Annotated in this window: 24 protein-coding genes; 22 read left to right on the forward strand and 2 right to left on the reverse strand. The window is 33.4% G+C overall.

Features of this window, described 5'->3' with window-relative positions; translation table 11 throughout:
• The first annotated feature begins 49 nt into the window (after positions 1–49).
• Positions 50–1036: a hypothetical protein gene (locus AsAng_RS10290; protein ID WP_264792690.1), complete on the forward strand. Its 987-nt coding sequence runs from the start codon at positions 50–52 to the stop codon at positions 1034–1036.
• A gap of 224 nt (positions 1037–1260) precedes the next feature.
• Here AsAng_RS10290 and AsAng_RS10295 read toward each other — a convergent pair whose 3' ends face one another.
• Positions 1261–2664 (reverse strand): vWA domain-containing protein, encoded by a 1404-nt coding sequence (locus AsAng_RS10295; RefSeq protein WP_264792691.1) that lies wholly within the window; start codon positions 2662–2664, stop codon positions 1261–1263.
• A 206-nt stretch (positions 2665–2870) separates the two neighbouring features.
• On the opposite strand from AsAng_RS10295, the gene AsAng_RS10300 reads away from it, so the two are divergent.
• The 18 genes from AsAng_RS10300 to AsAng_RS10385 all read left to right on the forward strand — a co-directional run bounded on the left by AsAng_RS10300 (position 2871) and on the right by AsAng_RS10385 (position 21315).
• A complete protein-coding gene (locus AsAng_RS10300) occupies positions 2871–3200 on the forward strand; it encodes a hypothetical protein (protein WP_264792692.1) in 330 nt (109 codons plus the stop codon).
• Positions 3201–3992: 792 nt separating this feature from the next.
• A complete protein-coding gene (locus AsAng_RS10305; RefSeq protein ID WP_264792693.1) occupies positions 3993–4928 on the forward strand; it encodes an alpha/beta hydrolase in 936 nt (311 codons plus the stop codon).
• A 61-nt stretch (positions 4929–4989) separates the two neighbouring features.
• Positions 4990–5364: a DUF2255 family protein gene (locus AsAng_RS10310; protein ID WP_264792694.1), complete on the forward strand. Its 375-nt coding sequence runs from the start codon at positions 4990–4992 to the stop codon at positions 5362–5364.
• Positions 5361–6296 (forward strand): helix-turn-helix domain-containing protein, encoded by a 936-nt coding sequence (locus AsAng_RS10315; RefSeq protein WP_264792695.1) that lies wholly within the window; start codon positions 5361–5363, stop codon positions 6294–6296. Before AsAng_RS10310 ends, AsAng_RS10315 begins: the two co-directional genes overlap by 4 nt.
• A 405-nt stretch (positions 6297–6701) precedes the next feature.
• Positions 6702–7100: a VOC family protein gene (locus tag AsAng_RS10320; protein WP_264792696.1), complete on the forward strand. Its 399-nt coding sequence runs from the start codon at positions 6702–6704 to the stop codon at positions 7098–7100.
• Positions 7101–7360: 260 nt separating this feature from the next.
• On the forward strand, positions 7361–8062 hold the full coding sequence (locus tag AsAng_RS10325) for a hypothetical protein (RefSeq protein ID WP_264792697.1): 702 nt from the start codon (positions 7361–7363) through the stop codon (positions 8060–8062).
• Between the two features lie 363 nt (positions 8063–8425).
• Positions 8426–9592, forward strand: a complete 1167-nt coding sequence (locus AsAng_RS10330) for a leucine-rich repeat domain-containing protein (RefSeq protein ID WP_264792698.1) — start codon at positions 8426–8428, stop codon at positions 9590–9592.
• Between the two features lie 172 nt (positions 9593–9764).
• Complete coding sequence (locus AsAng_RS10335; RefSeq protein ID WP_264792699.1) at positions 9765–10658, forward strand: tetratricopeptide repeat protein; 894 nt, start codon at positions 9765–9767, stop codon at positions 10656–10658.
• 120 nt (positions 10659–10778) lie between these two features.
• Positions 10779–11345: a YdeI/OmpD-associated family protein gene (locus tag AsAng_RS10340; RefSeq protein ID WP_264792700.1), complete on the forward strand. Its 567-nt coding sequence runs from the start codon at positions 10779–10781 to the stop codon at positions 11343–11345.
• A gap of 62 nt (positions 11346–11407) precedes the next feature.
• Positions 11408–11902, forward strand: coding sequence for a hypothetical protein (locus AsAng_RS10345; RefSeq protein WP_264792701.1), 495 nt, complete (start codon positions 11408–11410; stop codon positions 11900–11902).
• 183 nt (positions 11903–12085) lie between these two features.
• Entirely contained in the window at positions 12086–12535 is a 450-nt protein-coding gene (locus AsAng_RS10350) for a MarR family winged helix-turn-helix transcriptional regulator (RefSeq protein WP_264792702.1), read from the forward strand.
• Positions 12536–12615: 80 nt separating this feature from the next.
• The gene (locus tag AsAng_RS10355; RefSeq protein ID WP_264792703.1) at positions 12616–12981 is read left to right on the forward strand and encodes a DoxX family protein; all 366 of its coding nucleotides are present in this window, start codon (positions 12616–12618) and stop codon (positions 12979–12981) included.
• A gap of 229 nt (positions 12982–13210) precedes the next feature.
• Positions 13211–16198 carry a DUF7619 domain-containing protein gene (locus AsAng_RS10360; RefSeq protein WP_264792704.1) on the forward strand — a complete coding sequence of 996 codons (2988 nt, stop codon included), beginning with the start codon at positions 13211–13213 and terminating at the stop codon, positions 16196–16198.
• A 1038-nt stretch (positions 16199–17236) separates the two neighbouring features.
• A complete protein-coding gene (locus AsAng_RS10365; protein ID WP_264792705.1) occupies positions 17237–18130 on the forward strand; it encodes a hypothetical protein in 894 nt (297 codons plus the stop codon).
• Between the two features lie 85 nt (positions 18131–18215).
• Positions 18216–19331, forward strand: a complete 1116-nt coding sequence (locus AsAng_RS10370) for a DUF6920 family protein (protein ID WP_264792706.1) — start codon at positions 18216–18218, stop codon at positions 19329–19331.
• Positions 19332–19392: 61 nt separating this feature from the next.
• Positions 19393–20082 (forward strand): hypothetical protein, encoded by a 690-nt coding sequence (locus AsAng_RS10375; RefSeq protein WP_264792707.1) that lies wholly within the window; start codon positions 19393–19395, stop codon positions 20080–20082.
• Positions 20083–20344: 262 nt separating this feature from the next.
• Entirely contained in the window at positions 20345–21034 is a 690-nt protein-coding gene (locus AsAng_RS10380; protein WP_264792708.1) for a hypothetical protein, read from the forward strand.
• Positions 21035–21081: 47 nt separating this feature from the next.
• Positions 21082–21315: a hypothetical protein gene (locus AsAng_RS10385; RefSeq protein WP_264792709.1), complete on the forward strand. Its 234-nt coding sequence runs from the start codon at positions 21082–21084 to the stop codon at positions 21313–21315.
• Positions 21316–21346: 31 nt separating this feature from the next.
• Here AsAng_RS10385 and AsAng_RS10390 read toward each other — a convergent pair whose 3' ends face one another.
• Positions 21347–21967, reverse strand: a complete 621-nt coding sequence (locus AsAng_RS10390) for a hypothetical protein (RefSeq protein WP_264792710.1) — start codon at positions 21965–21967, stop codon at positions 21347–21349.
• Positions 21968–22259: 292 nt separating this feature from the next.
• Here AsAng_RS10390 and AsAng_RS10395 point away from each other — a divergent pair, with 292 nt between their 5' ends.
• The 3 genes from AsAng_RS10395 (at position 22260) to AsAng_RS10405 (ending at position 24954) form a co-directional block, all read left to right on the forward strand.
• Positions 22260–22841 (forward strand): Crp/Fnr family transcriptional regulator, encoded by a 582-nt coding sequence (locus tag AsAng_RS10395; protein ID WP_264792711.1) that lies wholly within the window; start codon positions 22260–22262, stop codon positions 22839–22841.
• A 225-nt stretch (positions 22842–23066) separates the two neighbouring features.
• Positions 23067–23921 carry a glyoxalase III HchA gene (gene hchA, locus AsAng_RS10400; RefSeq protein WP_264792712.1) on the forward strand — a complete coding sequence of 285 codons (855 nt, stop codon included), beginning with the start codon at positions 23067–23069 and terminating at the stop codon, positions 23919–23921.
• A gap of 295 nt (positions 23922–24216) precedes the next feature.
• On the forward strand, positions 24217–24954 hold the full coding sequence (locus AsAng_RS10405) for a hypothetical protein (protein WP_264792713.1): 738 nt from the start codon (positions 24217–24219) through the stop codon (positions 24952–24954).
• Positions 24955–24961 lie beyond the last annotated feature (7 nt).

The following is a 24961-nucleotide window of genomic DNA, read 5'->3' on the forward strand; positions in this document are numbered from 1 at the left end:
TTTTTAACCGAAACATTAGAGAGCTTTATAAATCTCAAAACTAAACCTAATGAAATTTTTATTAGTCCTAATAATATTATTTTTCGTTAAATATCCTAAAGCTCAAAACTTCAACATCAACAAGCAATTAGGATATTACCATCATGGGAAAATTGATTTTGGTTATGATACACTCATTACCCATCATCTAAAATTTAATGATAAAACTGTTCATTTAATACGATCCTATCCAAATGGAAACAAACATTACGAATTCTATAAATTTGGAGATACTACATTCGTTTATAAAGAGTACTACGAAACTCCCAAAGTAATTGTAGATAATTTTTGGGGAGAAACTACTTGGGATTTAAAAAAGGAAGGGTTAGTTTATATCAGTGATTCAACTTTAAATGACACAATTACTCTATTTGACCCCGAAACTTTTGAAGCATTCAAATATCTTGATACATTATTGCTACCTATTGGAAAATGGGAATTTTATAATCCTAATGGATCACTGCATCAAACTGCCTACTTCTCCACTAAAGGAAGGACTGGAAAATGGGAGATATACAAAAGAGGTAAAGCTTTCTCATATCCTCAAATTAATCAAATCATCACTTATAAAAATGATTCTATTTTCAAAGATTCGCTTATTAACCGAGTGTTAGAAAAGAATATTGAAAAAACAGCAGAGAGCTTAAAAGGAATTTGGATTTTTTATGACCCTAAACATAATGGAGGATATGAAATTGATTCAAACTTTCTGCACATGGTCAAAATTGAAGCCATGATGGGAATAGGTGATATTTACCAATTTTTGGATAATCAAAAAATTTATTTCCTAAAAACAGATGTCTATAAGACAGAATACAAAAAAGAAGAAAAGAAAGGCTTAGTAATAAAAAGACATACTAATATAGTTGATGAACTATGGGAAGAATGGACTCTACTTGATTTTGAAACATTGGAAATAACGTTTAGAAACGAAATTAGAACCTATAAAATAGGTTACTTATCAGAGAGGGAAATCAGTTTAGAAAAAATAAAATAAACTTCCTATAGCTATTCAGACCACGATAAGCTCTTAAATTTAGGGTTTGCGCTCCAACCATAAAATCGTAGGGTTTGCTCTTTGGGAAAGCTTATAGTGTAATGTGCACTATTGTCAGGCAGTTGAAAACTCCATAAAAACAGCCTTTAATAGCTATCTAAGCAAGATAGGTTATTCAACAGCCTGACGTTAACGGTAATCTAAAAAAATCAAATTATACAAAACTACTTTCGTATGATTTTTTGCCCGATAGAACTGCCTTCATCAGTTGCAATACTCATCACATAGGTTCCTTTTTCAAGGTTTAAATTTTGAAGTGTCACAGCATTACGATTAGCATCAATAGCTTGGCTAAATACAACCGTACCCGTTATTGAAGATATTATTAACATAGGATTGGAACCTTTGGTTTTGTACTCTACTTTAAATTCATGTTCGAATGGGTTAGGATAGCTCTTGATAATTTCAGAAGTTGCGTCTTTTAAATATTTGGTTTCTTTTCGCTTTCTAAATAAAAACACCAAGCTTCCTGCTAGTAACACCGCTGCAATCCCTAGTCCTGAATAAGTATACATCCGTTGAGCGACTTCATCTTCCTTTTGCTTGAGATACGATACAACGCTTTCTGGCAAATTTACTTCTATTTCATTGTTGTCTAAATAAATAGAATCAATATTATATACTAACCTAAAGTCTCTTTGGGCCGTTGAAGAAAGATTTTCAGAGGTATATCCAAGTTCGTATATAGAAAGTATTTTTTTAGCAATTTTATCATAAATTTCGCTAAGTGTTTTAGAGGATTTTGTATAATGAAAATCTCCCCCAGTTTCATTACTCATTTTTGAAAGTGCCTCTTGGTTAGCTTGCCCTAAAGCAACTGTATAAATAGGAACTTCTATTGATTTTGCCAAAGCAATTACGTCTTCATTTGTTATGGTTGAGCTATTATCCAATCCATCTGACAAAGCAATAATTACTTTGATACCATCTTCCTCTTTTATATTATCTAATGAAACTTTTACTGCATCATAAAACGCTGTTGTTGAGCTTGGTTTCATTTTTGAGATTTGTTTGTTGATAACCTCTCTACTATTTGAAAAATCTATTACTTTATCAACGGTATCTGAAAAACCAACTACTTGAATGAAGTCTTTTTCAATATCCATGGAGCGTACAAATCCTTTAACAGCATTTTTTGCATTGTCAATAGGACTTGCATAATCCTTTGGGTAAATCTTTTGTCCATATTTTCCATAGGTTCCTAAAAAATTACCCTCATCATCATAAAGTTGATCTTTATCAATCGCCATAGACCCCGAATGATCTACGACCAAACCTATTTTTACGGATTCATTTTCTGATATTCTCTTAAGACAATGTATCGGGCAAGAGCTTGACCCTTCAAAAATTTGGACTTGATTTCTACTTAAATTCCAAATTGGTTCTCCATCCTTAGTTTCTGCATTAAAAACAATTGAAATTTTCGGAAATTCATCAGGATAAACGCCTATGATATTAAGTGAAGCAGTATCTTTACTTTGAAGATTTAAATCAATATTTTCTTGAGCTTGACCAGAGAAACATAGAAAGATAATAGATAGTATTACAATAAAAAACTTCGTGTTCATGTTGAAAGGATTATAGGATTAGATTCAATTAATTACCTAGTACAACCTCATTACCATCAAAATAATTCTAATTTATTGTTTTTATCGGTAAAAAAGTAGTGCTTTAATCCTATTCTAACCTTAAAACAAACAGGTTTATTAACAATGTAGCACATCCGCTACCGTTAGACTCCATCAACCACTACTCAAAAGAAATGCACTAAAAAATGATGAATAAAAAATGGGATTGGTATGAATCAAAATACCATTTAGCTGAGATTATAATTCCTATTTTGGAAGCGTATAAAAAAGAATATAACTTGGAAGGTAGATCTATTCCTTCTTGGTTATTGGATAAAGAAAAGAAAACTCTAACTAACCATGAAATTGAAAAATTGCAAAAACATTGGAATGAAGAGCTTGACAAAATGATTCTTGCCTTTAAACAAATATTAAATTATAAAATTAGTTTTGATTCCAATCTTGGATATGATGAAAATAAAATTCAAGATGGTCTAAATTTGTTTTCTAAATATTTTATGCATCTTTGGGATTAAATCTAAAAATCTGAGTACAGGACAAACTTAAAGCGCCCCTAACTTACTGGTTCATAAACGAAGTGCACAACAAAGTGCTCACTATAAGTATGAACGAAGTGAACGATGTAAACTTGCAGTCAAAGCTACAGGGGCAAAGTATTTAGACAAAGTTGCACATTTTATAATCTTCTTTTTTCTTTCGATTAATATATGCTATAAGTACCAACAAAATGAAAAACTAATTGGTCGAAAACGACCTCACCAAGTACTCCATAAGAAAACTCCTTATCAGGTTTGTCAAGATTTTCAAAGAGCTTTATTTAACCTTAAGCTAAGTTGGTAATACAATAGTAATGATGTTATAGCTAATGAAAATTCTAATAAACATATCGATACTTTTCTTTTGCATCTCTTGCAAAAAGATTAAAACTTATGAAGAAATAGATAGTTTTAGCCTAATTACTATTGAAAACCATGGAGATGTTCAACGCAAATCTTACTATACTGAGTTTAAATTTAAAAATGATACATTTTCCATATTGCGAACCTCTCCTCTTTTCTAACTCTTTCTAGTTTAAAAAAATCAGAATTCTACAAAAATCAACGTATTAGTAATTGGGGAGTTTTAAATTCAATAATTAGATTCTGTGCATGACTTTTCGCACGCCTTTATTCACTCACGTTGTACGCAATTAACACCAACACCTTCCAAAATGTATAAACCTTATACAAAAATGTTTAAGTGTAAAGACTAACAGATGAAGTAATTTTGTATTAAAATAATTTAACAACGCTTAAAACAGATAGAATATGAAATTACAAGCAGGAAAAAATAAAGTAACTTTTAAATCCTTTGGAGTAGATTTAGTCGGCAATTTATATCTCCCAGAAGGTTTTGAGGAAAACAAAAAATACAAAGCAATCGTTGGTGCAAGTCCATTTCCTCAAGTAAAAGAACAAGTTTTAGCAACTTATGGACCAGAAATGACTAAAAGAGGGTTTGTCTTTTTAGGATTTGATTATTTAGGAATGGGAGATTCACCCGCATTGCCTGGAGAATTTAAACAATCTAGATATATGTTTAGGCTTATAGAAAATACATGGGATGCCGTTTCTTATTTAGGAACACTTCCTTTTGTAGATGAGATTTTCGGAATGGGGGTATGTCAAGGTGGTTCTATTATTTCATCGGTAGCAGTAACAGACCACAGAATTAAGAAAATTGCTATGGTTTCAGGTATGATGGCTGCAGATGCTTTCCAATGGGCTGATAAAACGGTTGTAAACCAAATGATTGCTGCTGCAAATGCTTCTAGACAAAAGATTTATGAAACAGGACAACCAGATTATGTTGCTCCTTTCGGACTTGACGATGAACAATCAAGAGAAGAACATATTGAATTAATAGGTACGCCAATGGCTGGTGAATCTTATGACTACTATGGAAAAGATGGGATTAAAGGACCTAAAGCGGTTGAAAACTTTACAAATATGCATATAGGTGACCAAGCAATGGAATCTCTAATTTCTATCGGAGAACATTATGCAGATAAGATTACACAACCTACATTAGTTGTATATGGTAAAGATGCTCCGACAGCTATTTGCTCAACTGCATTTATTGATAAGCTAACAAATGAACACGAAGTTTTAGCTGTACCTGAGTTTGGGCATGTAGATTTCTACCACAAACCAGCGGCTGTAAAAGTATCAACGGATGCTGTGGCAGAATTTTTCAATAAATAATCAAATAATGGAGAGTTGAAAAGGGAAAATGTCGTTTTCAACTTTCCACTTTTAATAAAAAATGAATAAAGAAGAAATAGAAAAATTAGTAAAATCAAAGTACGTTCACCAAATAAGGGCAGGCAGAACGCATAGATTCATAGACATTACCATTGTAAGTACAGAAGGTCGTTTTTTTGTTCGCCAGTATAAATTTGGAACCCAAAGCTGGTATGATGCTTTTTTAGCAAATTCTGACGGACAAATGAAAATTGGCGATAGCATAATTGATATTGATGGCATGCAACCTATAGATTTAAACGAAATCAATCCAAAAGTAAATAAAGCATATTTTAGGAAATTCAACATTTTTTATCCACTTATGCGATTAACATATAATAGGGCAAAACATGAAGCATCGACATTAGAACTGATACCAAAAAAATTAAGAGAATGAAAAAGACAAGCTATACATTCAAAAATATTTCAGCGTTCCACAGACAATTTGGACTACCCGAACCCGAAAATCCGCTATTTAGCATTTTGCGTTCTGCACCAAAAGAACCTGAAGCCAATTCTAACGAACAACCTTTGGATAATGCTATTATGGAAATCACTTGTGAGTACTATGCTATTAGTTTAAAAAACATTATTTCTGGTGAGATCGTCTATGGTCGTACTAAATACGATTGTAGCAAGGGTTCATTATTATTCACAGCCCCCAGTCAAACTTTGTCTTTTAAGGAGGTGGTCGTAAGTTCAGACAGTTATCATATCGCTTTTCACAAAGACTATTTGAACGGCAGCTCATTGTTCGAAGCAATTAAGAAGTACAGCTTTTTCAATTATCACGTCAATGAAGCGCTTCATTTGTCTCCCAAAGAAGAGGAGTTAATAAAGACAATTTTCAAAAACATAGAAGCCGAATATCAAAACAACCAAGACGAGTTTAGCAAGAAAATTATTCTTTCACACCTAGAAACTTTGATGCAATATGCCAACCGTTTTTACAAACGTCAATTTTTGAATAGAAAGGAAATAAATAAAGCCTTGTTCACTCGTTTCAAAAGCATTTTAGATAACTACTATGGAGAAGGTAAACTAATGACATTAGGAATTCCGTCCGTAGAGTGGTTAGCGAGTCAATTAGGAGTAAGCCACCGCTATATGAGCGATACCATAAAAACAGAAACAGGAAAAACAGCCATTGACCAAATCAATCTTTATCTGATAGAGCAAGCCAAAAACTTATTATTAGCTCCAAATGTTTCTATATCTGAAACGGCATATAAATTGGGATTTGAATATCCACAATATTTTTCAAGAATATTTAAAAAGAAAGTAGGTATAAGTCCTAAAAAGTATATTGAAAATGCACAACTAAATTGAGTAACAGTGCACACAATGTATATAAGGTTCGCTTGCAACGCCACAAGAGATCATTCATTCAATCGTAGAACATTATTTCGCCATCAACATTCATGATTCTTATACTAAATTAAGCCTTACCTAAAAAGGCTATTTTTGTTTTACTCCTAAATCCCCCTATTTAATCCCATATCTAGCAATACAGATATAACAATCACATTCAACTTGCAGAAGTTTTATACCTATTATTTTTCTTTACGAGAAAACTAATATATATTCCATTAAATGAATAGAATAATATTGGTACTGAGTTTTTTGAATTAAGTTGCACCAATTCAAATATCAAAAGAACAACACTTTTGAAGTCAAAAAACTTAGATTGGAAAACGACAGTAAAAAAACATATTAGCACAAAACAAAACTATTATGAAAAATCAAATGATTAGATCGCTAACGTTTCAAGATGGAAATGCAGAAAATGCAATGAATTTTTATGTGGAGTTGTTCGATAATTCTAAAATCATTAAGGTAAGCCGTTGGGGAAAAGGTGCGCCTACTGCTGAGGGAAAAATTATGCAAGCCACATTCGAATTGGACGGCAATTTATTTATGTGTAGTGATAGCCCTCCAATTCACGATTGGAGTTTTACCCCAGCCGTTTCTAACTACTTAGAGTGTGACAATGAACGTGAGATTGAAAGATTATTTTCGAAATTATCTGAAAACGGAAAAGTGATGATGGCATTAGATAATTATGGTTTCAGTCAAAAATTTGGATTTATTCAAGACCAATTTGGGGTTTCTTGGCAATTGAACTTACATTAAGGGTGCCCGTTTTTTATGATGTAGGTGTTCCTATTATATTTAGACCTATAAGCCAATTTTTTTCAAGTTTTAATTAATTGGTCATGCTAGATTTTGGAAGAAATTTTGTGTTAAAACTTTTTCCTGAGTTTGCAAAAGCTGCGACTTAACTTTGATAAACAGCGAATTAAATAAGCACACATCCATTTCTCCTTGTACAGCATTCCCTATATAACCTTAGGTGTTAAGTGTGATAAGGGTTTTAGATTAAAAACATCACTATGTATTTCAAATGTACAAAACATGGAACTCAAGGATTTCAAGAAATGTGTTCTCATCTGTTCAAAAAAATAAAGGACTTAGAATATCCTAAAATCTACACTCTGCCTATTTGGGATCTAAAAGTTTGTAAAGATTGCTACGAAAAACATGCAATTCATAAACTGGAAGATTTAAAAGATCTATTTTTTTGCGACTTACCTGAAATGGAAGTAAGCCAAGCTATAAAAATTGAAAAAAGGACCTACCCTATTTATGAAAAAATTGATCGACAAATTTACTGTCTGGAATGTATTAATGAAGCTAGGTTACACCAAGCACGAAAAGATGGAAATAAAGAACCTTTTACTCCTTATGAAAAGACTTTAATCTACAAAGACAAACCTAAGATTGATGAACTTAAGGCTTTACTTAAATCCAAGTTTACATTTAAAAAAGTATGGGTTGATGAATTGGGTTTAGAGTTAAGTTCATGCCTTATTGTCCCAGGTTCAATTAGCTATCCTCTAAAAGTTATTATCCACCATATTGAAGATCAGTATACCCAAAATAGAATACTAGATACTATAGATAGCTTCCTAAAAAGCAAAAAACTTAAGCAAAGAGTTGTATTCTTTTACAAAGAATATGTCTTTGAAAGCGGAAATAATGCTTTTCAAAAAGGGAAAGAAGTTTTATTGAGAAAGGAAGAATATCTCGATTAAAAATAGTAAACACAGAAATTATGGAAACATACCTGTAAAAATACGCATATGCGAGCCCATTTCAAAATCTGCAATCTTGTTTTGAGAATAACTACATTTATTAGGGTGTGGCTTTGCGCACAAAGTATATGCTAATGTTATCGTTAATCACCCCACCCAACAACCAGTGCATAATTTTAGAAATGGTTCATGTTTTAAGTTGTTCTAAACTCATTTCTCAATGCTTTGAGTCAAATTCGGAAGACGTTTGGAAGAATCTATCCGCAAAAATTGCAAATTTTGCTATATTAGTTGGCGTAAATGAATGGCTTCGCCCTTCTCCTACAATCTGTATATACACATTATCAGTAATTCCCCCCAATTATGAATGAAAAAAAAGTACAATTTTCACTAACAGCAGAAAATAGCCATAAAATTTATATTCCATTAGGGCAAGGTAGTCTAGCCATTGGTAATATAGGAATGGACAAAAAAGACTTTGATGTTTTAGTCGATGAAAAACTAGCGATTAACTGGGATACTTTTAATACTCATTTTACAGGGCATGGTGAACAAAATAAGGATAAGTACCCTTATGGGGATTGGCCTCGTTTCTTTTATTATTCTGGGAATGACCTTGGTTTTATTAAATGGACGGCAAAAAGGAAAACAGAAAATTTTTCTTGGACACCTCAAAAATCAATTTCGGCAGATTTTACAAAAGCCAACATAAGAAATTTAAGTATTCAGTCTAAAGATCTAAAGATTGGTTTAAAATTTGGGAAAAACATTGAAAATCTTTCCCTTTCTGGTAGCATTGAAAAATTTGATATTCAGTCCAATGATGCTCTTACTTCATTAAGTATTTATCCTAACATTTCAAATGATAACGCCTATCTATTGCCAGAACTTAATGCCTTAAAAGAAATCACAAGTTTAAGCGTATATGTAAATCCTTTAGAACAACCCTTTGACTGTAAGAGTCTATTGCAGTTTGATAACTTAACACATTTAAACCTCTCAGGTAATTTTATCAATCTTGGTTGTTTAAAAAGTTTTAATAATTTACAGAGCTTGGCAATAAGGTATGCCCCCAATTTGGAAAACTTACCTGAACTGAAAAGCTGGAAGCAGCTAACATCATTCATAGCTTGGAATATCGAAGAAACTAAAGGAAAACTTTTGCGGAGTGAACTGAGAAAGTTAGCTAAAGATAGAGAATTAGAATATTCATCGGTAGCGCAATTAAGAAAAAAAATTTGGTTCACTACTGAATATGGAATCCCTTTCTCTAGCTGGACTGGTAAAGAAGCAAAATTAGCGATTAAGACTTATAAAGCTACAGTTAAAAAATTAAAAAAAGCTAAAACAGAACGTGATATAAAAAATTTATTAATTGAATTTACCAAGACTTTCAATGATTTTTCAAATATAGAAACGATAGAACGTGAAGATATTGGAGAAGCTGTAAATCAATTAAGGCAAGTGCCTATGTTAATAATTGACGCTGATAAGGCAAATAAATGGTTTGATGAAGTTAGAGCTTATTAAGTAAGTTAAAAGAAAAAAACTACTGCCAACATTTTCTTTTCACCAACAGTGGCATAGGCATATATCTCTATCGAATGCGAGACATTTAATTAGGGTTATTCTAACTTAACCTGAATTTATGCTAAAAATCCATCGTTTTAAAAAAAACAATTCATCCAAACGAAATAAAACAATGAAAAACCCTTTTATTATTCTTTTAACGATCTCCCTATTCTCATGTCAAGAATTGCCAGAATCGTCAGAATCAAAAAATTTCACGTCCAACCTAGAACTAGAGGAATTGTACAAATCCGACCAAGCGGATAGGCAAACTGCAAATATTGATTGGGCTATCGTATCAAAAAGAGATAAACAACGAGAAGCTAGAGTTTACGAATTATTGGATTCAAACAAAGTGATCACTTCTGAAGATTTTGCAAATGCAGCAATGATTTTTCAACACGGAAGCGATACGATTGCTTCAGGAATGGCCGTAAAATTAATGCAAAAAGCGGTTGATCTAGATTCCACCAGAAGTAAATGGTTGTTGGCTGCAGCAATCGATAGAGATTTAATGCGAAGAGGCAAACCTCAGATATATGGGACGCAATACACTCGGAAGGGAGAAGGCGAACTTTGGCAAATTCATGATTTAGACACCACCAAAATCTCCGACAAAAAAAGGCGTGAATATGGAGTAGAAACCTTATCTGAGCAAAAAGAAAAATTGCGAATGATGAACAAGAAAAAATTGAGTGCGCTTTTGGAATCAGGAAAGAGCATAGATGCTATCATAGAATTTATAAAAGCATCTGATTTAATAAATTCAGCATATGATGTATCAGAAAGAGGGATTAATAGTTTTGGCTATCAATTACTTGGAAGCAATAAAAATAAAGCGGCACTTAAAATTTTTAAGTTGAACACCGAACTGTACCCAGAAGGGTTTAACACTTACGATAGTTATGGGGAGTGCTTATTAAAAATGGGAAAAATTGATGAAGGGATCAAAGCCTATAAAAAATCTCTTGAACTTAATCCAAATAATGCTGGTGCAAAGAAAGCCTTAGAAAAATTGCAATTTTAATTTTTTGTTAGTAAGTAGATGGACAAAATTTACAATTTCATTTTCAGATTAGTTACATTTAACTCCTATACAGTACAGAGCCCATATATCTATAAACAGCAAAAAATCAATCGTTAAGAAATGGATAGTTATTGCCCTAGCAGCAAAAAAGATTGGAGAAATTGGCTTAAAAAAAACCATTTAATCGAGGATTCAATATGGTTAATAATTCATAAAAAAGGTTCTCCAACCCCCAATCTAAATTGGAGTGAAGCCGTTGATGAAGCGCTTTGTTTTGGGTGGATAGATAGTACCAAAAAGACCATTGATAAAGAGAAGTATAAGCAATATTTTAGCAAGAGAAGACCCAAAAGTACTTGGTCTAAGGTGAATAAGGATAAAGTGAAAACCTTAATTGAACAAGACCTTATGCATGAAGAGGGCTACAAAAGCATTAAAATTGCAAAAGAAAATGGTTCTTGGACAATGTTAGATCAAGTTGAAGCACTTGTCATCCCTGAAGATTTAAAAGAAGAATTTGCAAAGCACAAAGGCTCCATCGAATATTTTGAGTCTCTAAGCAAGTCTGCTAAAAAGATTTTATTGTACTGGGTCATTTCTGCCAAAAGAACGGAGACTAGGCAAAAGAGAATTTTAGAAATTGCAGTAAATGCAAGTAAAAATTTAAAACCCAAACAATTTAGATAAAAAAGCTAATAACGGACAAAGCATAGAATAGCCATCCCTAGCAAAACTAATCCATCATACAGATGAAAATTAGAAAATACTTTTGTAACTGTTTCCTCCTTTTAATTCCACTTTTCTTATGGAATATCATACTCGTTGGTTATTTACCGAAAGCTTACAGTCCTGATATTTTTTGGAAAGACATCCCCAATTGGATTGGTTATAGTGAAAATATCTTGAGGCTTCTTGTATTTGTTGTTCCTGCATTAATGATTTTTTCATTAAAAACACGATTGCAAAAAATAGGATTCGGGATTTATTGGGTTGGAATGGTTATCTATTTTTTATCTTGGATTAGCGTAATTCTCTACCCTCAATCAGATTGGACTACAAGCCTAATCGGGTTTATGGCACCAGCCTACACAACAATAATTTTCTTTGTTGGAATTGGATTCATTGGCAACAAATCCTTTTTAAAATGCTCCAATATGTCACTAATTTATATCGTATTATCCACTCTGTTTGTAATCTTTCATTCTGCGCATGCCTATATTGTTTTTCAAAGTCTAAACAAGTAAAATGATAAGATATTTGAGTAAGTTTGCAATAATAGTACACCAATTTTTCAAATTTCCCCTAATCTTTTCGATCAATCAAAGCTAAAAAGCAATCAGAAAATTTGTCAAAAAAAATATTTATTGCGGTAATAGTTGCCTAGGAAAATATTTTACTTTACATTTGCATTATAACAATTCAATAGCATGGCAACAATAGACGAATTAACAAAGACCAAATTTACAGATGATAGGCATCGTTTAGTAACGAACATCATGTATACCTCAAACTGGATAAAGAATTTATTTACCGAGTTACTAAAACCCTATGGTCTATCTGTACAACAGTTTAATATCCTTCGAATCCTTCGAGGGGCTAAGGACTGGGTTGCCATGAATGATGTTAAACGTTTAATGATAGAAAAGGCACCTAATGCCACCCGCCTTTCCGATAAATTGTTAGAAAAAAAGTTAATAGAAAGAAAAAGAAGTGAGCAAGATAGAAGAATGGTCTATCTGCGAATTTCTGATGCGGGATTAGCGGTATTAGAGCAGTTGGACTTAATTAAAGAAGGAGAACATATTGATTTTATTGGACGTATTACAGAGGAAGAAGCAAAAGCCCTAAACCTTGTTATTGATAAATTGAGAGGGTAAAAAATTTTTAATAAATATTTACCTAGGAAAATAAACCCTAGGTAATAAAATCAAATTTATAATAAATAAAATTCAATACAATGAAAAACAAGAACTTAATAATTTATAGAGTTGTTACTGGCTTATTATCACTATTAATGCTTTTTAGTGCTGGGATGTATATCGCTCAGTATGAAATGATCAGCAAAGTATTTTTACAATTAGGGTATCCAACCCATATTATTTATCCATTAGCAATTGCAAAAATACTGGGGCTTGTAGCGATTTGGACCAATAAATCAAAAATGTTAAAAGAATGGGCTTATGCTGGATTCGTATTTGATTTAATTTTAGCGATAATGGCACATGTAAGTATCAATGATGGCGAATATATGGGAGCAGTAATTGGGCTTGTGTTGGTTTCTCTTTCTTACTATTATAATGGAAAAACAACTCAGGAAGAATAAACAAAACGCCCCTATGCTTCGTTGAGTATAGGGGTACCTACCAATCGCCTAATTGAAGCATTGTCTAAAGACTAAAACCACCACAGCTAAAACTAATTTTTAGTTCTTTAACATTGAAATTGTTTAAAAATGTACTCCCAACCATGTACATTTCTCATTTTTGCAATGGAACTTTTATGCCCCCAAAAAAGTTAACAGAGAGTAATTGAAAAATAACGAATATAAAAAAATGAAAAACAAAATCAATAGTATTTTTCTAGGGCTGTTAGTAATCGTAATGAGTACCTCCTTACAAGCCCAATTTCCCCAAATAGGAATGGATATAGATGGTGAAGCTCTTGGTGATTGGGCTGGCTGGTCTGTAAGTTTAAGCTCAGATGGAAGTACATTCGCAATAGGAGCACCTAATAATGATGGAAATGGGTTCAATGCAGGACATGTCCAAGTGTATGGCTTGATCGGTAATACATGGGTGCAAATGGGGAATGATATAGAAGGTGAAGCTGTTGGCGACTGGCTTGGTAAGTCTGTCAGTTTGAGTTCGGATGGAACCGTTCTGGCTGTTGGAGGAGATGGAAATGATGCCAATGGTGCCAATGCAGGTTATGTTCGTCTTTACGAATGGACAGGCAATGCTTGGGTACAGTTAGGAAACGATATAGATGGCGAAGCTGCTGGCGACTTATCGGGTTATTCAGTAAGTTTAAGTGCCGATGGAACTATTGTTGCTATTGGAGCCTATAAAAATGACGGAGCGGGTTCAGATGCAGGGCATGTTCGTCTTTATCAATGGACAGGCAGTGCTTGGGTTCAATTGGGAAATGACATTGATGGTCAGAGTGGCAATGATTATTTTGGTCATTCAGTAAGTTTAAGTGCTGATGGAACTGTTGTTGCTATTGGGGCTTACAGAGGTGGGAATTTTGTAGGTGGAGGTGAAGTAATCGTATATGAATGGACGGGCACTATTTGGAATCAAAAAGGATACAATATTTTTGGAGAATCTGGCTGGGATTGGTCAGGTTTCTCAGTAAGCTTAAATGCAGACGGAACTGTTGTTGCTATTGGTGCGCCTAAAAATACAGGGAATGGTCCAGATGCAGGGCATGTACGTATATACGAATGGGCAGGGACTAGTTGGGTACAGAGAGGAAATGATATTGATGGAGTTGGTGCTGACTTTTCGGGCATTTCAGCAAGCTTAAGTGCCGATGGAACCCTCCTTGCTGTTGGAGCTCATAAAAACAATTCAGATGCAGGGCTTGTCCGCCTTTATCAATGGACAGGGAGTGCTTGGATACAAATCGGAAATGGCATAGCAGGTGAAGCTGTTGGCGATTTTTCTGGTAGAGCAATTAGTTTGAGTGCCGATGGGAGTGCTTTGGCTGTTGGAGCGTTCTATAATGATGTCAATGGTATGAATTCAGGGCATGCAAGAATTTATAGAATTGGTGGACTAACTGGAATTGCCTACAAAGATTACAACCAAAACTGCCAGAAGGACAGCAACGAAATCAGCAATCTCCCCAATCAAACTTTTATCATTCAACCAGGCAATATTACTCCACAAACAGACGAAAATGGTTTATGGTTTGTAACCCATAGCCTCACTCCAGGAATCTATACCATTACCGCAGATACTACTCAAAGCAACTGGCAAGTAACGTGTCCCGCTACGCAGACCTTTGTGGTTAACAATCTAGATAGTTTCACGGTTGCGCCTTCTTTTGGTTTTATTTCCAATACCCCTTGCCCCGCTCCTACTATTTCTATCCATGCTCCTTTTTTAAGACCTGGCTTTTCAGATCAAAAAGTTTATATCAAAGCGTGTAATGACTACGCTGGCTCTGATAAAATAGACAGTGTTTATGTAATTGTTGAACTAGATTCTCTACTTACAGTAAATAGCGCTTCTTTAGCGTATACTTCACTAGGGGCTAATCGGTATCAAATCTATGTTGCAGACTCCCTTTATCCTGGGGAATGCATTGATTTTTGGATGAGTACAACCCTTTCTACCCATGCTATATTGGGGCAAACCTTGTGCCTAAATGCAGAATTGTATCCTGTAGCTTCTTGTGCCTTGGATTCTATTCCCAATCCTTACCCTCTAGGTCAAGTAAGCCCTTGTCTTTCTTCTTGGGATCAATCGAGTTTGGACATTGAAGCAACTTGTTTGGGCGATTCTGTCCGCTTTGTTGTTTATAACACAGGAGCCCCTAACCACGGTGATATGAATTGCTTTGCTCCTCTAAGAGTGTATTTAGATGGTTTGCTTATTTCATTAGATTCAATACAGTTAGCAGGTGGAGATTCTGCGGTCTTTACATTTGAAGGGAATGGGCAAACATGGCGTTTAGAAACCAATCAACATCCTTTACATCCTGGTAATTCTAATCCATCTGCTACTATTGAAAACTGTGGCACAGGAAACTGGACGCCAGGTCTAGTAAATAGTTTCCCACATGATGATGCAGATCCCTTTATTGATATCTTTTGTGGAGTGGTTCGAGGCAGCTATGACCCCAATGACAAAACTGGTTTTCCTTTAGGAGCAGGTGCAATGCATGACATTCTACCCAATCAAAAAATAGAATATTTAATTCGATTTCAAAATACAGGAACAGACACAGCATTCAACATAAGAATTCTAGATACCCTCTCTACGGACTTTAATATTTTTTCTGTTCAATCAGGTGTATCCAGCCATGATTATACTTTTAAGATTCATGATTCAAGGGTGCTAGAATGGACTTTTATGAATATCATGTTGGCAGACAGTAATACCAATGAACCTTTATCGCATGGTTTTATTACCTTTGAAGTGGAACAAAATCCTAATCTCCCCAATGGCACTTTATTGGAAAATAATGCTGGAATTTATTTTGATTTTAATGCCCCCATTATTACCAACACAAGCCAGCATACTGTAAATGACAACATTATATTAATCACTAGTCGTCAAAAAATAGCCTTAGAAAAAGAACTAAACATTAAACTTTACCCCAATCCGACATCAGGTTTATTGCACATTGAGAAACAGAACAATGAAAAACTAGAAGTCATGATAATAAACCAATTGGGTAGCGTTCTGAAGCATAAAACGATTCTTAGACGAAATGACAGTATAGATTTGGAAGAATTACCGATTGGAATTTATTTTATAACGTTATCTAATGGAAAAAAATCGCTAACGGAAAAGGTTGTTAAACAATAACTTGAGTTTTTCAATCGTACGATCTTAATTTTTAAAATTCAGTAGGATTTTTTCTGTAGAATGGCTTGGTTCAAAATTCCATTTACCCTCTATTTTGTTTCATTAATTATCAATCTTAAAATGTCCCCAACGCATATAATCATATTAGTTTTTGTAGGAATACTTGGGTTATTATTAATTGGTTTGGGGAATTTTATACTACAAAAAAAAGGGCTCAAAAACAAACTGCGGGGTTACTATAAGTACTCTACAATGTTTCTAATCGTAGTTACTGCCATTCTATTCTTATTAGAAAAAGCATCTAGAACTCGTTATGTTGATTTCAAATTAAATGACAACATTAAAATCGAGGTCGAAGCAGTTGAGAGAGAATCTTTTTTGGATAATCCTACTGATTTTACATTTTCTATATTAAATCTAAACACCAATAATGAGCTGACTTTTGATTATTTCACAAATAATTTATATCCCTTTAAGTTTTATATTAGAAGTTGTTTAAAAATGGAATTTTGTTGATAATGAGTACTAATTTTTAGATAAACAAGGCAAAAATTTTCTTCATAGCAGCGCTATGGAGAAAATTTTTAACGCAGAGTAGCTAGAAATTAGCTTTCATTAGCGATGTAAGGCTATTCTTAAACAACTTCTTAACCAAAGAAAACAAAAACCAACTATTTATTGCTCAAAAAGATGGCCCAATTGGTATGTATTGGATTATTAATCTAACAACCCTTAAACAGGAAAATAGAAATACTGAGTTTTTGGCAGAGACAAATTTTAAATTAATAGAAATAGCAACCTTAAGCACCTTCCATAAAATTGAATTAACGAAGTCAAAAAATTAAAATATTTGCTTTCAAAGCAAAGCCCTCTTCTCTCAGCTTGCACGATGAGTAGACCTAAGTTTGAATTAAATAAAAAACTTGGCTTTTCTAGGCTCCAAAATCTACGATTTTGATTAAGGAACGGTTATATTTATATCCACATGGCGGCTATCACAGCCCCAACTTGCAACCAAAATCAAATCGTTAAAAAATTATGCTTAAGTATTTACTATCGTTTCTCTTTATTACTATTAGTACATTCAGTACTCATGCTCAAAATAGTTCTGATACCATCCCTTTTGTCCTAACTCCTTTTAACAACATCTACATTCAGACAATTCTAAATAAAGTTGATACCCTTAACTTAATGTTTCATACGGGGGAACAGGGGGCTTCAATTACCGAAGAGGCACTAGACAAAATTCGTCAACCAGATTCCATATCCAATTCTATTGCTAATAGCTGGGGTGGTAATGGCAATGCTAAATTCTTTGAAAACAACCAACTAAAAATTGGAAAAAGCACCTTTGATAGTCTCACTATTTGGGTCAATAAGCGCTCAGGTCAATTGACTGATGGTAAATTTGGTCCCAAGCTTTTTCAAGGAAAAATCATCGAAATAAATTACGACGAAAAGCTTTTTATCGTTCATTCTAAATTTGATAAAAGGAAACAACAGGCATTTCAAAAATTAAAGCTTGTCCAAAACAATGATTTGCTCTTTATTAAAGGAAGGCTCAAAATTGGAAAAATTAAACGCTCCCAAAAATTTATGCTTCATACGGGCTATGGGGGAAATATTTTACTGGATGATAAATTTGTACAAAAACATCAGCTTGGAGGCAAACTAGAAATACTCGGTGAAAGTGCTCTGACTGATTCATACGGGCATAAAATTATTACTAAAAAAGCACTACTCCCCTCTTTTACACTTGGAAAAAACAAACTGGACGATTTGTCAATTAGCTTTTTTGAGGGAGCCATTGGCAGGCAAAAAATCAGCGTTTTAGGGAATGGTGTGCTAAAGAATTATAACACACTTCTAGATCTTGACAAAGGGGTCATCTACTTAAAGCCAATCCAAAAAAGAGCGGACTGCCACACATAACATTATAGTATTGTACCAATCCTTCATTCCATTTTAACACCACGTTGCGTTTTATGTACGCAATATTAGCCACAAGCAAAAAATAATGAAAATAGGTATCACAATATTCATTTCCGTTCATGCAATAATTCATTTATTTGGCTTTTTCAAAGCATTTGGAATAGCCGAATTTAAAGCCATTTCCAATCCCATTTCAAAAACGTTTGGATTAATTTGGCTGCTAGCATTTGTGCTTTTCATTGCAACAATAATGCTACTACTTTATGCCTTTGATTACTGGTGGGCAACGGCAATTATTGCCCTGATTGTATCCCAATTTTTGATTTTCAACAATTGGTCTGATGCAAAATTTGGCACAATAGCCAATATAATCATTCTCTTAGCGGCAATAATCGCATATTCAACAATTCAATTTACCAATAAGGTACAGGAAGAAAGAGAGCAGATTCATGAAAATGCTAAACATATACCTCAAAAAATTGTCACAGAAGCGTCCATTTTAAATTTGCCCAAAACTGTCCAAAAATGGCTAATCAATAGTGGTGTAATCGGGAAACAAACCATCTTTAACGTTCATTTAGTTCAGGAGTTGCAACTCAAAATGAAGGAAGACCAAAAGGAGTGGAATACGGCAACAGCTGACCAATATTTCACCATACAGCCCCCTGCCTTTAATTGGAAGATCAATATGCAGATGAATCCCTTTATAAATATTATTGGGCGGGATAAGTTTGAAAATGGCAATGGCGAAATGTCTATCAAAATGTTTTCATTGATTCCAATTGCTAATGCCAGCAATGACCAGAAAGTAAATGAAGCCTCCTTACAACGATACTTAGCTGAAATTATCTGGTTCCCAACAGCTGCCTTAAGCCCTTACATAACCTGGGAGCCCATAGATAGCCAATCTGCCAAAGCAACCATGAGTTTTCAAGGAACAGAAGGATCTGGAATTTTTCATTTTGACAACAATGGTGAATTTGTCCAATTTACTGCTATGCGTTTTAAGGAAGTAGGTGATAAAGCACCAACCTTGTGGACGGTTAGTTCCACAAAAATTGAAGCACGCAATGGGATAAAAATACCTGTCGAATGCGAAGCAAAATGGACATTGGAAAACCAAGATTGGACTTGGTTAAAACTAAAACTAACCGATATTAAATACAATTTAACAGAAATACCCATGCCTCACAAGGGCTAAAATGCTCCTTATCAATAAAATGACCAAGCACTTGCTCTATTTCTTTAAAAAATTGCTAAAAATGGAACCTCTAAACTATTTAGTAGCTCTCTGCTTACTAACGCTCTTCTCTTGTAATTCTGCCAAGCAGCAGCCCCAACAAAATCGGTTCTTTGAAGGAACCATTATATATTCTATTGAATACTTACCATACTCTCCTAGATTTAAAGCAGATGATCTTAAAGAAGATCTCGGTTCCCAAATTATTACTACGTTAAAAGAAGGAAACTACAAAAAACAATATGTCTCTCCAAGTGGAAAAATAATTAGTGAAAGGTATCTTGATTTAAATAGTAAAAAATCTTATTTAAAAGAAATGGATAATGATACTATTTATTGGTTTGATATTACAAAAAGTGACAGCAGAACAACTTTTAAACCATTAAACGATACTATTATCTCTAAATACCACTTAAAAGGGGTTGAAACAGAAAGTACCATTAAAATTCAAAGCTTAGGTATTGATACTCTGCAATTAAAAAGGACATTTTATTATTCTAAAAAGTATAAAGTAAATCCTAATTGGTATAAAGATTACAATGAGGATAACCTTAATAATATAATTAAGTATGGAAAAGGAATTCTATTATTCGAACTCCATAAAGGTTTGTTTTGGGAACAAAAAATATCTGTTGAAACAATAACTCCGAAAAAAGTCGATGACCTAGAATTTCTTCCCATAAATGAGAACACGCCATTAAGAGAATTATAAATTTACTAGTATCAAGACAGCAATACTTTTAACATTATACAATTCTTATTCCCAAAACCATTAAATTAATACCTCTTTATAAATTAGCCCCCTTCCCATGAAAAGATATATAATACCCCTTATTCTTATATTTGTTTCTGCGATCAACTGTTTGTGTCAAAAAACGGATACTTGGTTAAATATTAAAATCCATTGCAACACTTGTACCAATAAAAACTGTGATACACTCATTGTAAAAAAGACATACAACTATGCATCTTGCATGGTAAAAAAAGATACCATTTATTCAGCTAAAAAGGACAGCCAATCTTTATTAAGTGGTTTGTGTAATCCCATTATTCATTTCTATGATTTTGATTATTTGGTTTGTTCTGAACACCTAGTTGATTCTAATAAAAATTGGAAAGCGTATAAAATCCTCCAACTTAATCAACACATTTATTATCGTAAAACATTCCAAAGCAAACATTTAAAACTAGTAAAGTGCTACGATCAAAATTATTCCTTATTATCAACAGATTCTATCCTCTTACATAACGGAAATAAAAATAAGCATTCCTACTTTACCTCCTATTATCAAAATGAAGAAAACGAGGTTGCTCAAACAAAATTTTGGTACTATATAAATGGTCAATTAAAGAAAACCGAAAGAGTAACTCAAACCGACTCACATAACTATAAATTCGTTTCTGAATTCACCCCAAAAGGGGAGCAAAAAAAGATTCAATATTTTCAATTTGAGCCTACACCTTATGATAAAAATAAGTTTGAATGGATATTAATTGAAGAGTCTACTTTTCGTCGAATAAATTCAGAACTTACCATCGAAAAACAAAAAAATCGTCATATAGAAAGTGAATCTACAATATACCTATATAAAGGGGAAAATTACTCCCGAAGAATTGAAAAAACAGGCTGCCTAATCAAGACTGTAATTAACCAAAAGCTATAATTAGCTACTGATAACGATATTATACCTAACCTTTAACAATAAAAATCATGAGTTATTTCAGTCTAAAGAAACGAACCATTCCTCAACTATTTTTATTAGTCCTTGGAGCTTTGGGGACTTTTAATACGCTTGCAGCTATCCTAAACTATGGGTTAAGAGAAAGCTCTCAAATAGTTGCTCTAGTGCTGTTTTTAGGTTGTATTTGGAGTGGTACTTCGCCCACCAAAGAAGAGGAAAAATTAGATCAAGAAGAACAATTTGATGATATACTTGACCGCTAAATTGGCTCTAAGGATGACTGCTTTGATAAAATTAATTTAGAATGGATAATAAAAGAGAATCTATTTGATGAATGATTTTAAAAAAAGTATGATCGGGGCAATGCTGTCTGTGTACGCTATGGGTTTCTGTTTTACTATGAAAGGTAAGTGCCGAATAGCTTCCATCTAAAGCCAAGCGTCCACAATTTTCTATACCTAAACGCATAAAATTTGAATCCTCAAGCGTCGAAATTATTGCGTTCCATTTTTCTAACGTCAAAACATCATGTTGAATGTTATTCCTATACACTTTCCCTAAATATTCCCCTGTCAAATGATTGGTTAAAGAAAGTGATTCTTCCCCTTTTTTTCCTTGATTGGTATAAAAGGCTTGCGTTAAATAAATCATTGAATCCCTTCTAAAGATTTGAGTAAATTTGCCTCCTAAAAATCCCGAAAAACTAATGTCATGATAAAAAGTGAGTAAGGTGTCTGAAAAATGGATTTTATCACTCCTGGAAGGTTTTAACCCCAAAAAAGTTAATAACGCTTTCTCCCATTCATACGAAAGAGAATCTAAAAGTTTTTCTTCTTTGGCTTTATCCCTTTTTTCTTGCTCTATCAAAGCCAAACTGTCCTCTAAACGCTTTTGACCTTCCTCTTTTTGTTCCATTAAAACTTCATGTTGAAAAGCAATGCAACACCAAAGTATAAAACAAAAAAGCATTAAAACGATATATCTCATAGTGTTTTCTTTTACATAAGCCCCCTAAAGCTAAAAGATACAGCAATAAACAGAAATTCATACCTACTTTTAACCAAGTGTTTCTAAGCTATGACTAAAAATTATAGCCTTTGCGAGTTATAAATGAAAAAATCACAAACAAAATCATAGATTTTGTTCTCAGCTATTGTAAATTGGAAACATCACAGGACTTTAGCGAACAGCAATTAAAACAAAAAAAGTGGAAGCAATCATACTTGAAATTTTTAGGGATACTACATTGACTGAAAATGAAATAACATATTTATCTGGTAAGTTGGAAAAAATAACACTCAAAAGGAAAGAGTTCCTTTTGCAAGAAGGCGAAACTGTTCATTCTATTAATTACATTCATAGTGGCTGCCTGCGAAGTTATTTCATTGATTCTTATGGGAAGGAACATACCTTACAATTTGCTATTAAAGATTGGTGGATTAGTGATTATATTGCTCTTTTTGGTCAAGAAAAAAACACAGCTGTCTCTTACATTGAATGTATTAAAGATGCTACTTTGTTTAAAATTTCAAAAAGAGATTTTGATAATCTTTGTATTGAAATTCCTCAAATAAGTCATTTATATATCAAAAAGCTAGAATCAGCATTTGCTGCCTTCCAAAAACGCATCCTTCAAAATTTAACCTTGCCAGCAAAAGAACGTTATACCAACTTTGTAAATACCTATCCGAACATTGAGCAAAATGTAAAAAATTATCACATTGCTTCCTTTCTCGGAATCACGACCGAAAGTTTAAGTAGAATTCGAAAAGAAATTGCCAACGAATAATTCCTTTCTTACCATACATCAATTTTTAGGAATTTATTAAGCTCTATTTTTGTGTTATTATTTATAAAAATGGATAACTACCATCACTCCATTAAAAATCGTATGCGACTGATTACCAAAAATGATAAAAGCTTGCCACACAAAGCACCAATCAACTAACAATCAACCAAATACAAGATGTTTTTTTTTTATAAAAAAGCAATGGAGTGTTAAACTACAATAGACATGATAAAAAAATTATTGGGGCTAGCTCCTAAATTGGAAATGGATGGATCCTACAGCCCATCTAAAATTGCTTTAAAATTAGCCACTGCTCCCACAACCGATTTTGAGAATGTTTCGTACAAAAAATACAGGGGTAAGCAATCAAAAATCTTGGTGATTTTTACCGAGCAAAAAAACATGAAAATGCAAAATGGCAAATTGTTTTCTACGGGCAATCATCCTGTAGAAGCTTTGTTGCCTATGTTGCATCTTAAAAATGCAGGATTTGAGTTTGTAATTGCTACTCCAACAGGAAAACCCGTTGTCTTAGAAATGTGGGCTTTTCCAAAAAAAGACGAGCATGTAAACGCCATTTACAAGGAACTAAAAAATGACTTTGAAAAGCCCAAAAAATTGGCTAATTTTATTCTTGAATCCTTTGATGATTCAAGCTCCTATGCAGCTGTTTTTGTGCCTGGTGGACACGGTGCTATGATTGGTATTCCAGAAGATAAAAACGTGGGAAAAATCTTAAATTGGGCGCATCAAAACAACTTATTTACGATAAGCCTTTGCCACGGGCCTGGTTCTTTTTTAGCAACAACACTTAATAAGCAACCATTTATCTACAAAGGCTATAATATGTGTGTATTTCCAGACTCTATCGACAAAAAAACACCAATGGTTGGTTATTTGCCAGGGCAAATGCCTTGGGGTTTAAGCGAAAAATTAAAACAGCTAGGCGTGAATATCATGAATACAAAGTCAGATAATACCGTTTGCTTAGACAGAAGATTAATCACTGGCGCAAGCCCACTAGCTTCTAACGCCTTAGGCAAATTAGCCGCTAATACTTTACTTAAAGAATTAAAATAAAAACGGCTCTCAACAATAAAAGCAGGCAACAAAGACTAGGGATAAAACTAATGTCCATTTGTCTGTGTGATGCTACTAAATCGTAAATTTTGCTAGTCTCGTAAAGAAAAATCACTAGCAAGATTTATGATTTTAGTTTTAAGGGGCGTATATTGTATTAATGCTCCGTTGATTTTTAAACGCAGTAATGCTATTACTGAAGAGCAACTAAAACATAGAAAAAGTAAAAAGAGCTGGATGCCCATCTATTTATTCCCAATAATGAATTAATAGTTCATTAACTTCTTATAAAAACATGAAAGCTTCAAATACCACACAGATTAAACCATCTGCTTTTTTCTACAGCATACTCTTAATTCATTTAATAGCCCTCAGTTGCCAAAATCAAACGTTTAGTACCAATCAAATCCATGAACAAAGCCTTTCTGAAAACACGCTAGGTGAAGCAGATACCTCAAACTTGGAAAGTCTCCCCGAAACACCAGCTTCAAACAACCAAAATAGTACTCCCCATACAAACGAGCCAAACCTTTCTCTTCAAGAGAGAGCGGCAGCTTTGAAGAAAAAAGAACTTCCAGCATTAAAGAATTATTTCGACTTTGATGAGGCAGAACATTATGCTATAAAAACAAGCAGCAACGATCTTCTCATCTTACAAAATAAAGTGCAAAAGTCAGGGGATGAAAACCTTCTAATGAGCATTCTATACTCCTATGAACCCCAACAAATAGAAGATGTTCATTTCTTAGAAAAGTTAGAATTACTAGGATTTACCAAAAAGCAAATTAGCACAAAAAAACTAGATCGATTAAACTACTTGTTTAGTACAAAAAAACATACTAAAGCTTATTTAATGGGCTGCGCTCCTGTATTTAGAGACATTATTGTATTTAAAAAACATTCCAAAATAATTGGCATCGCTAAAATTTGCTTTCAATGCATGAGGCATCACATCGTAGGCAGCAATCTAAATGTAAGAAATTTTGGGCAGTCAGGAGATTTTTCTAGATTAGCTATTTTATTGTATAAATAATAATAAA

This window comes from Aureispira anguillae (genome assembly GCF_026000115.1).
GTDB lineage: Bacteria > Bacteroidota > Bacteroidia > Chitinophagales > Saprospiraceae > Aureispira > Aureispira anguillae.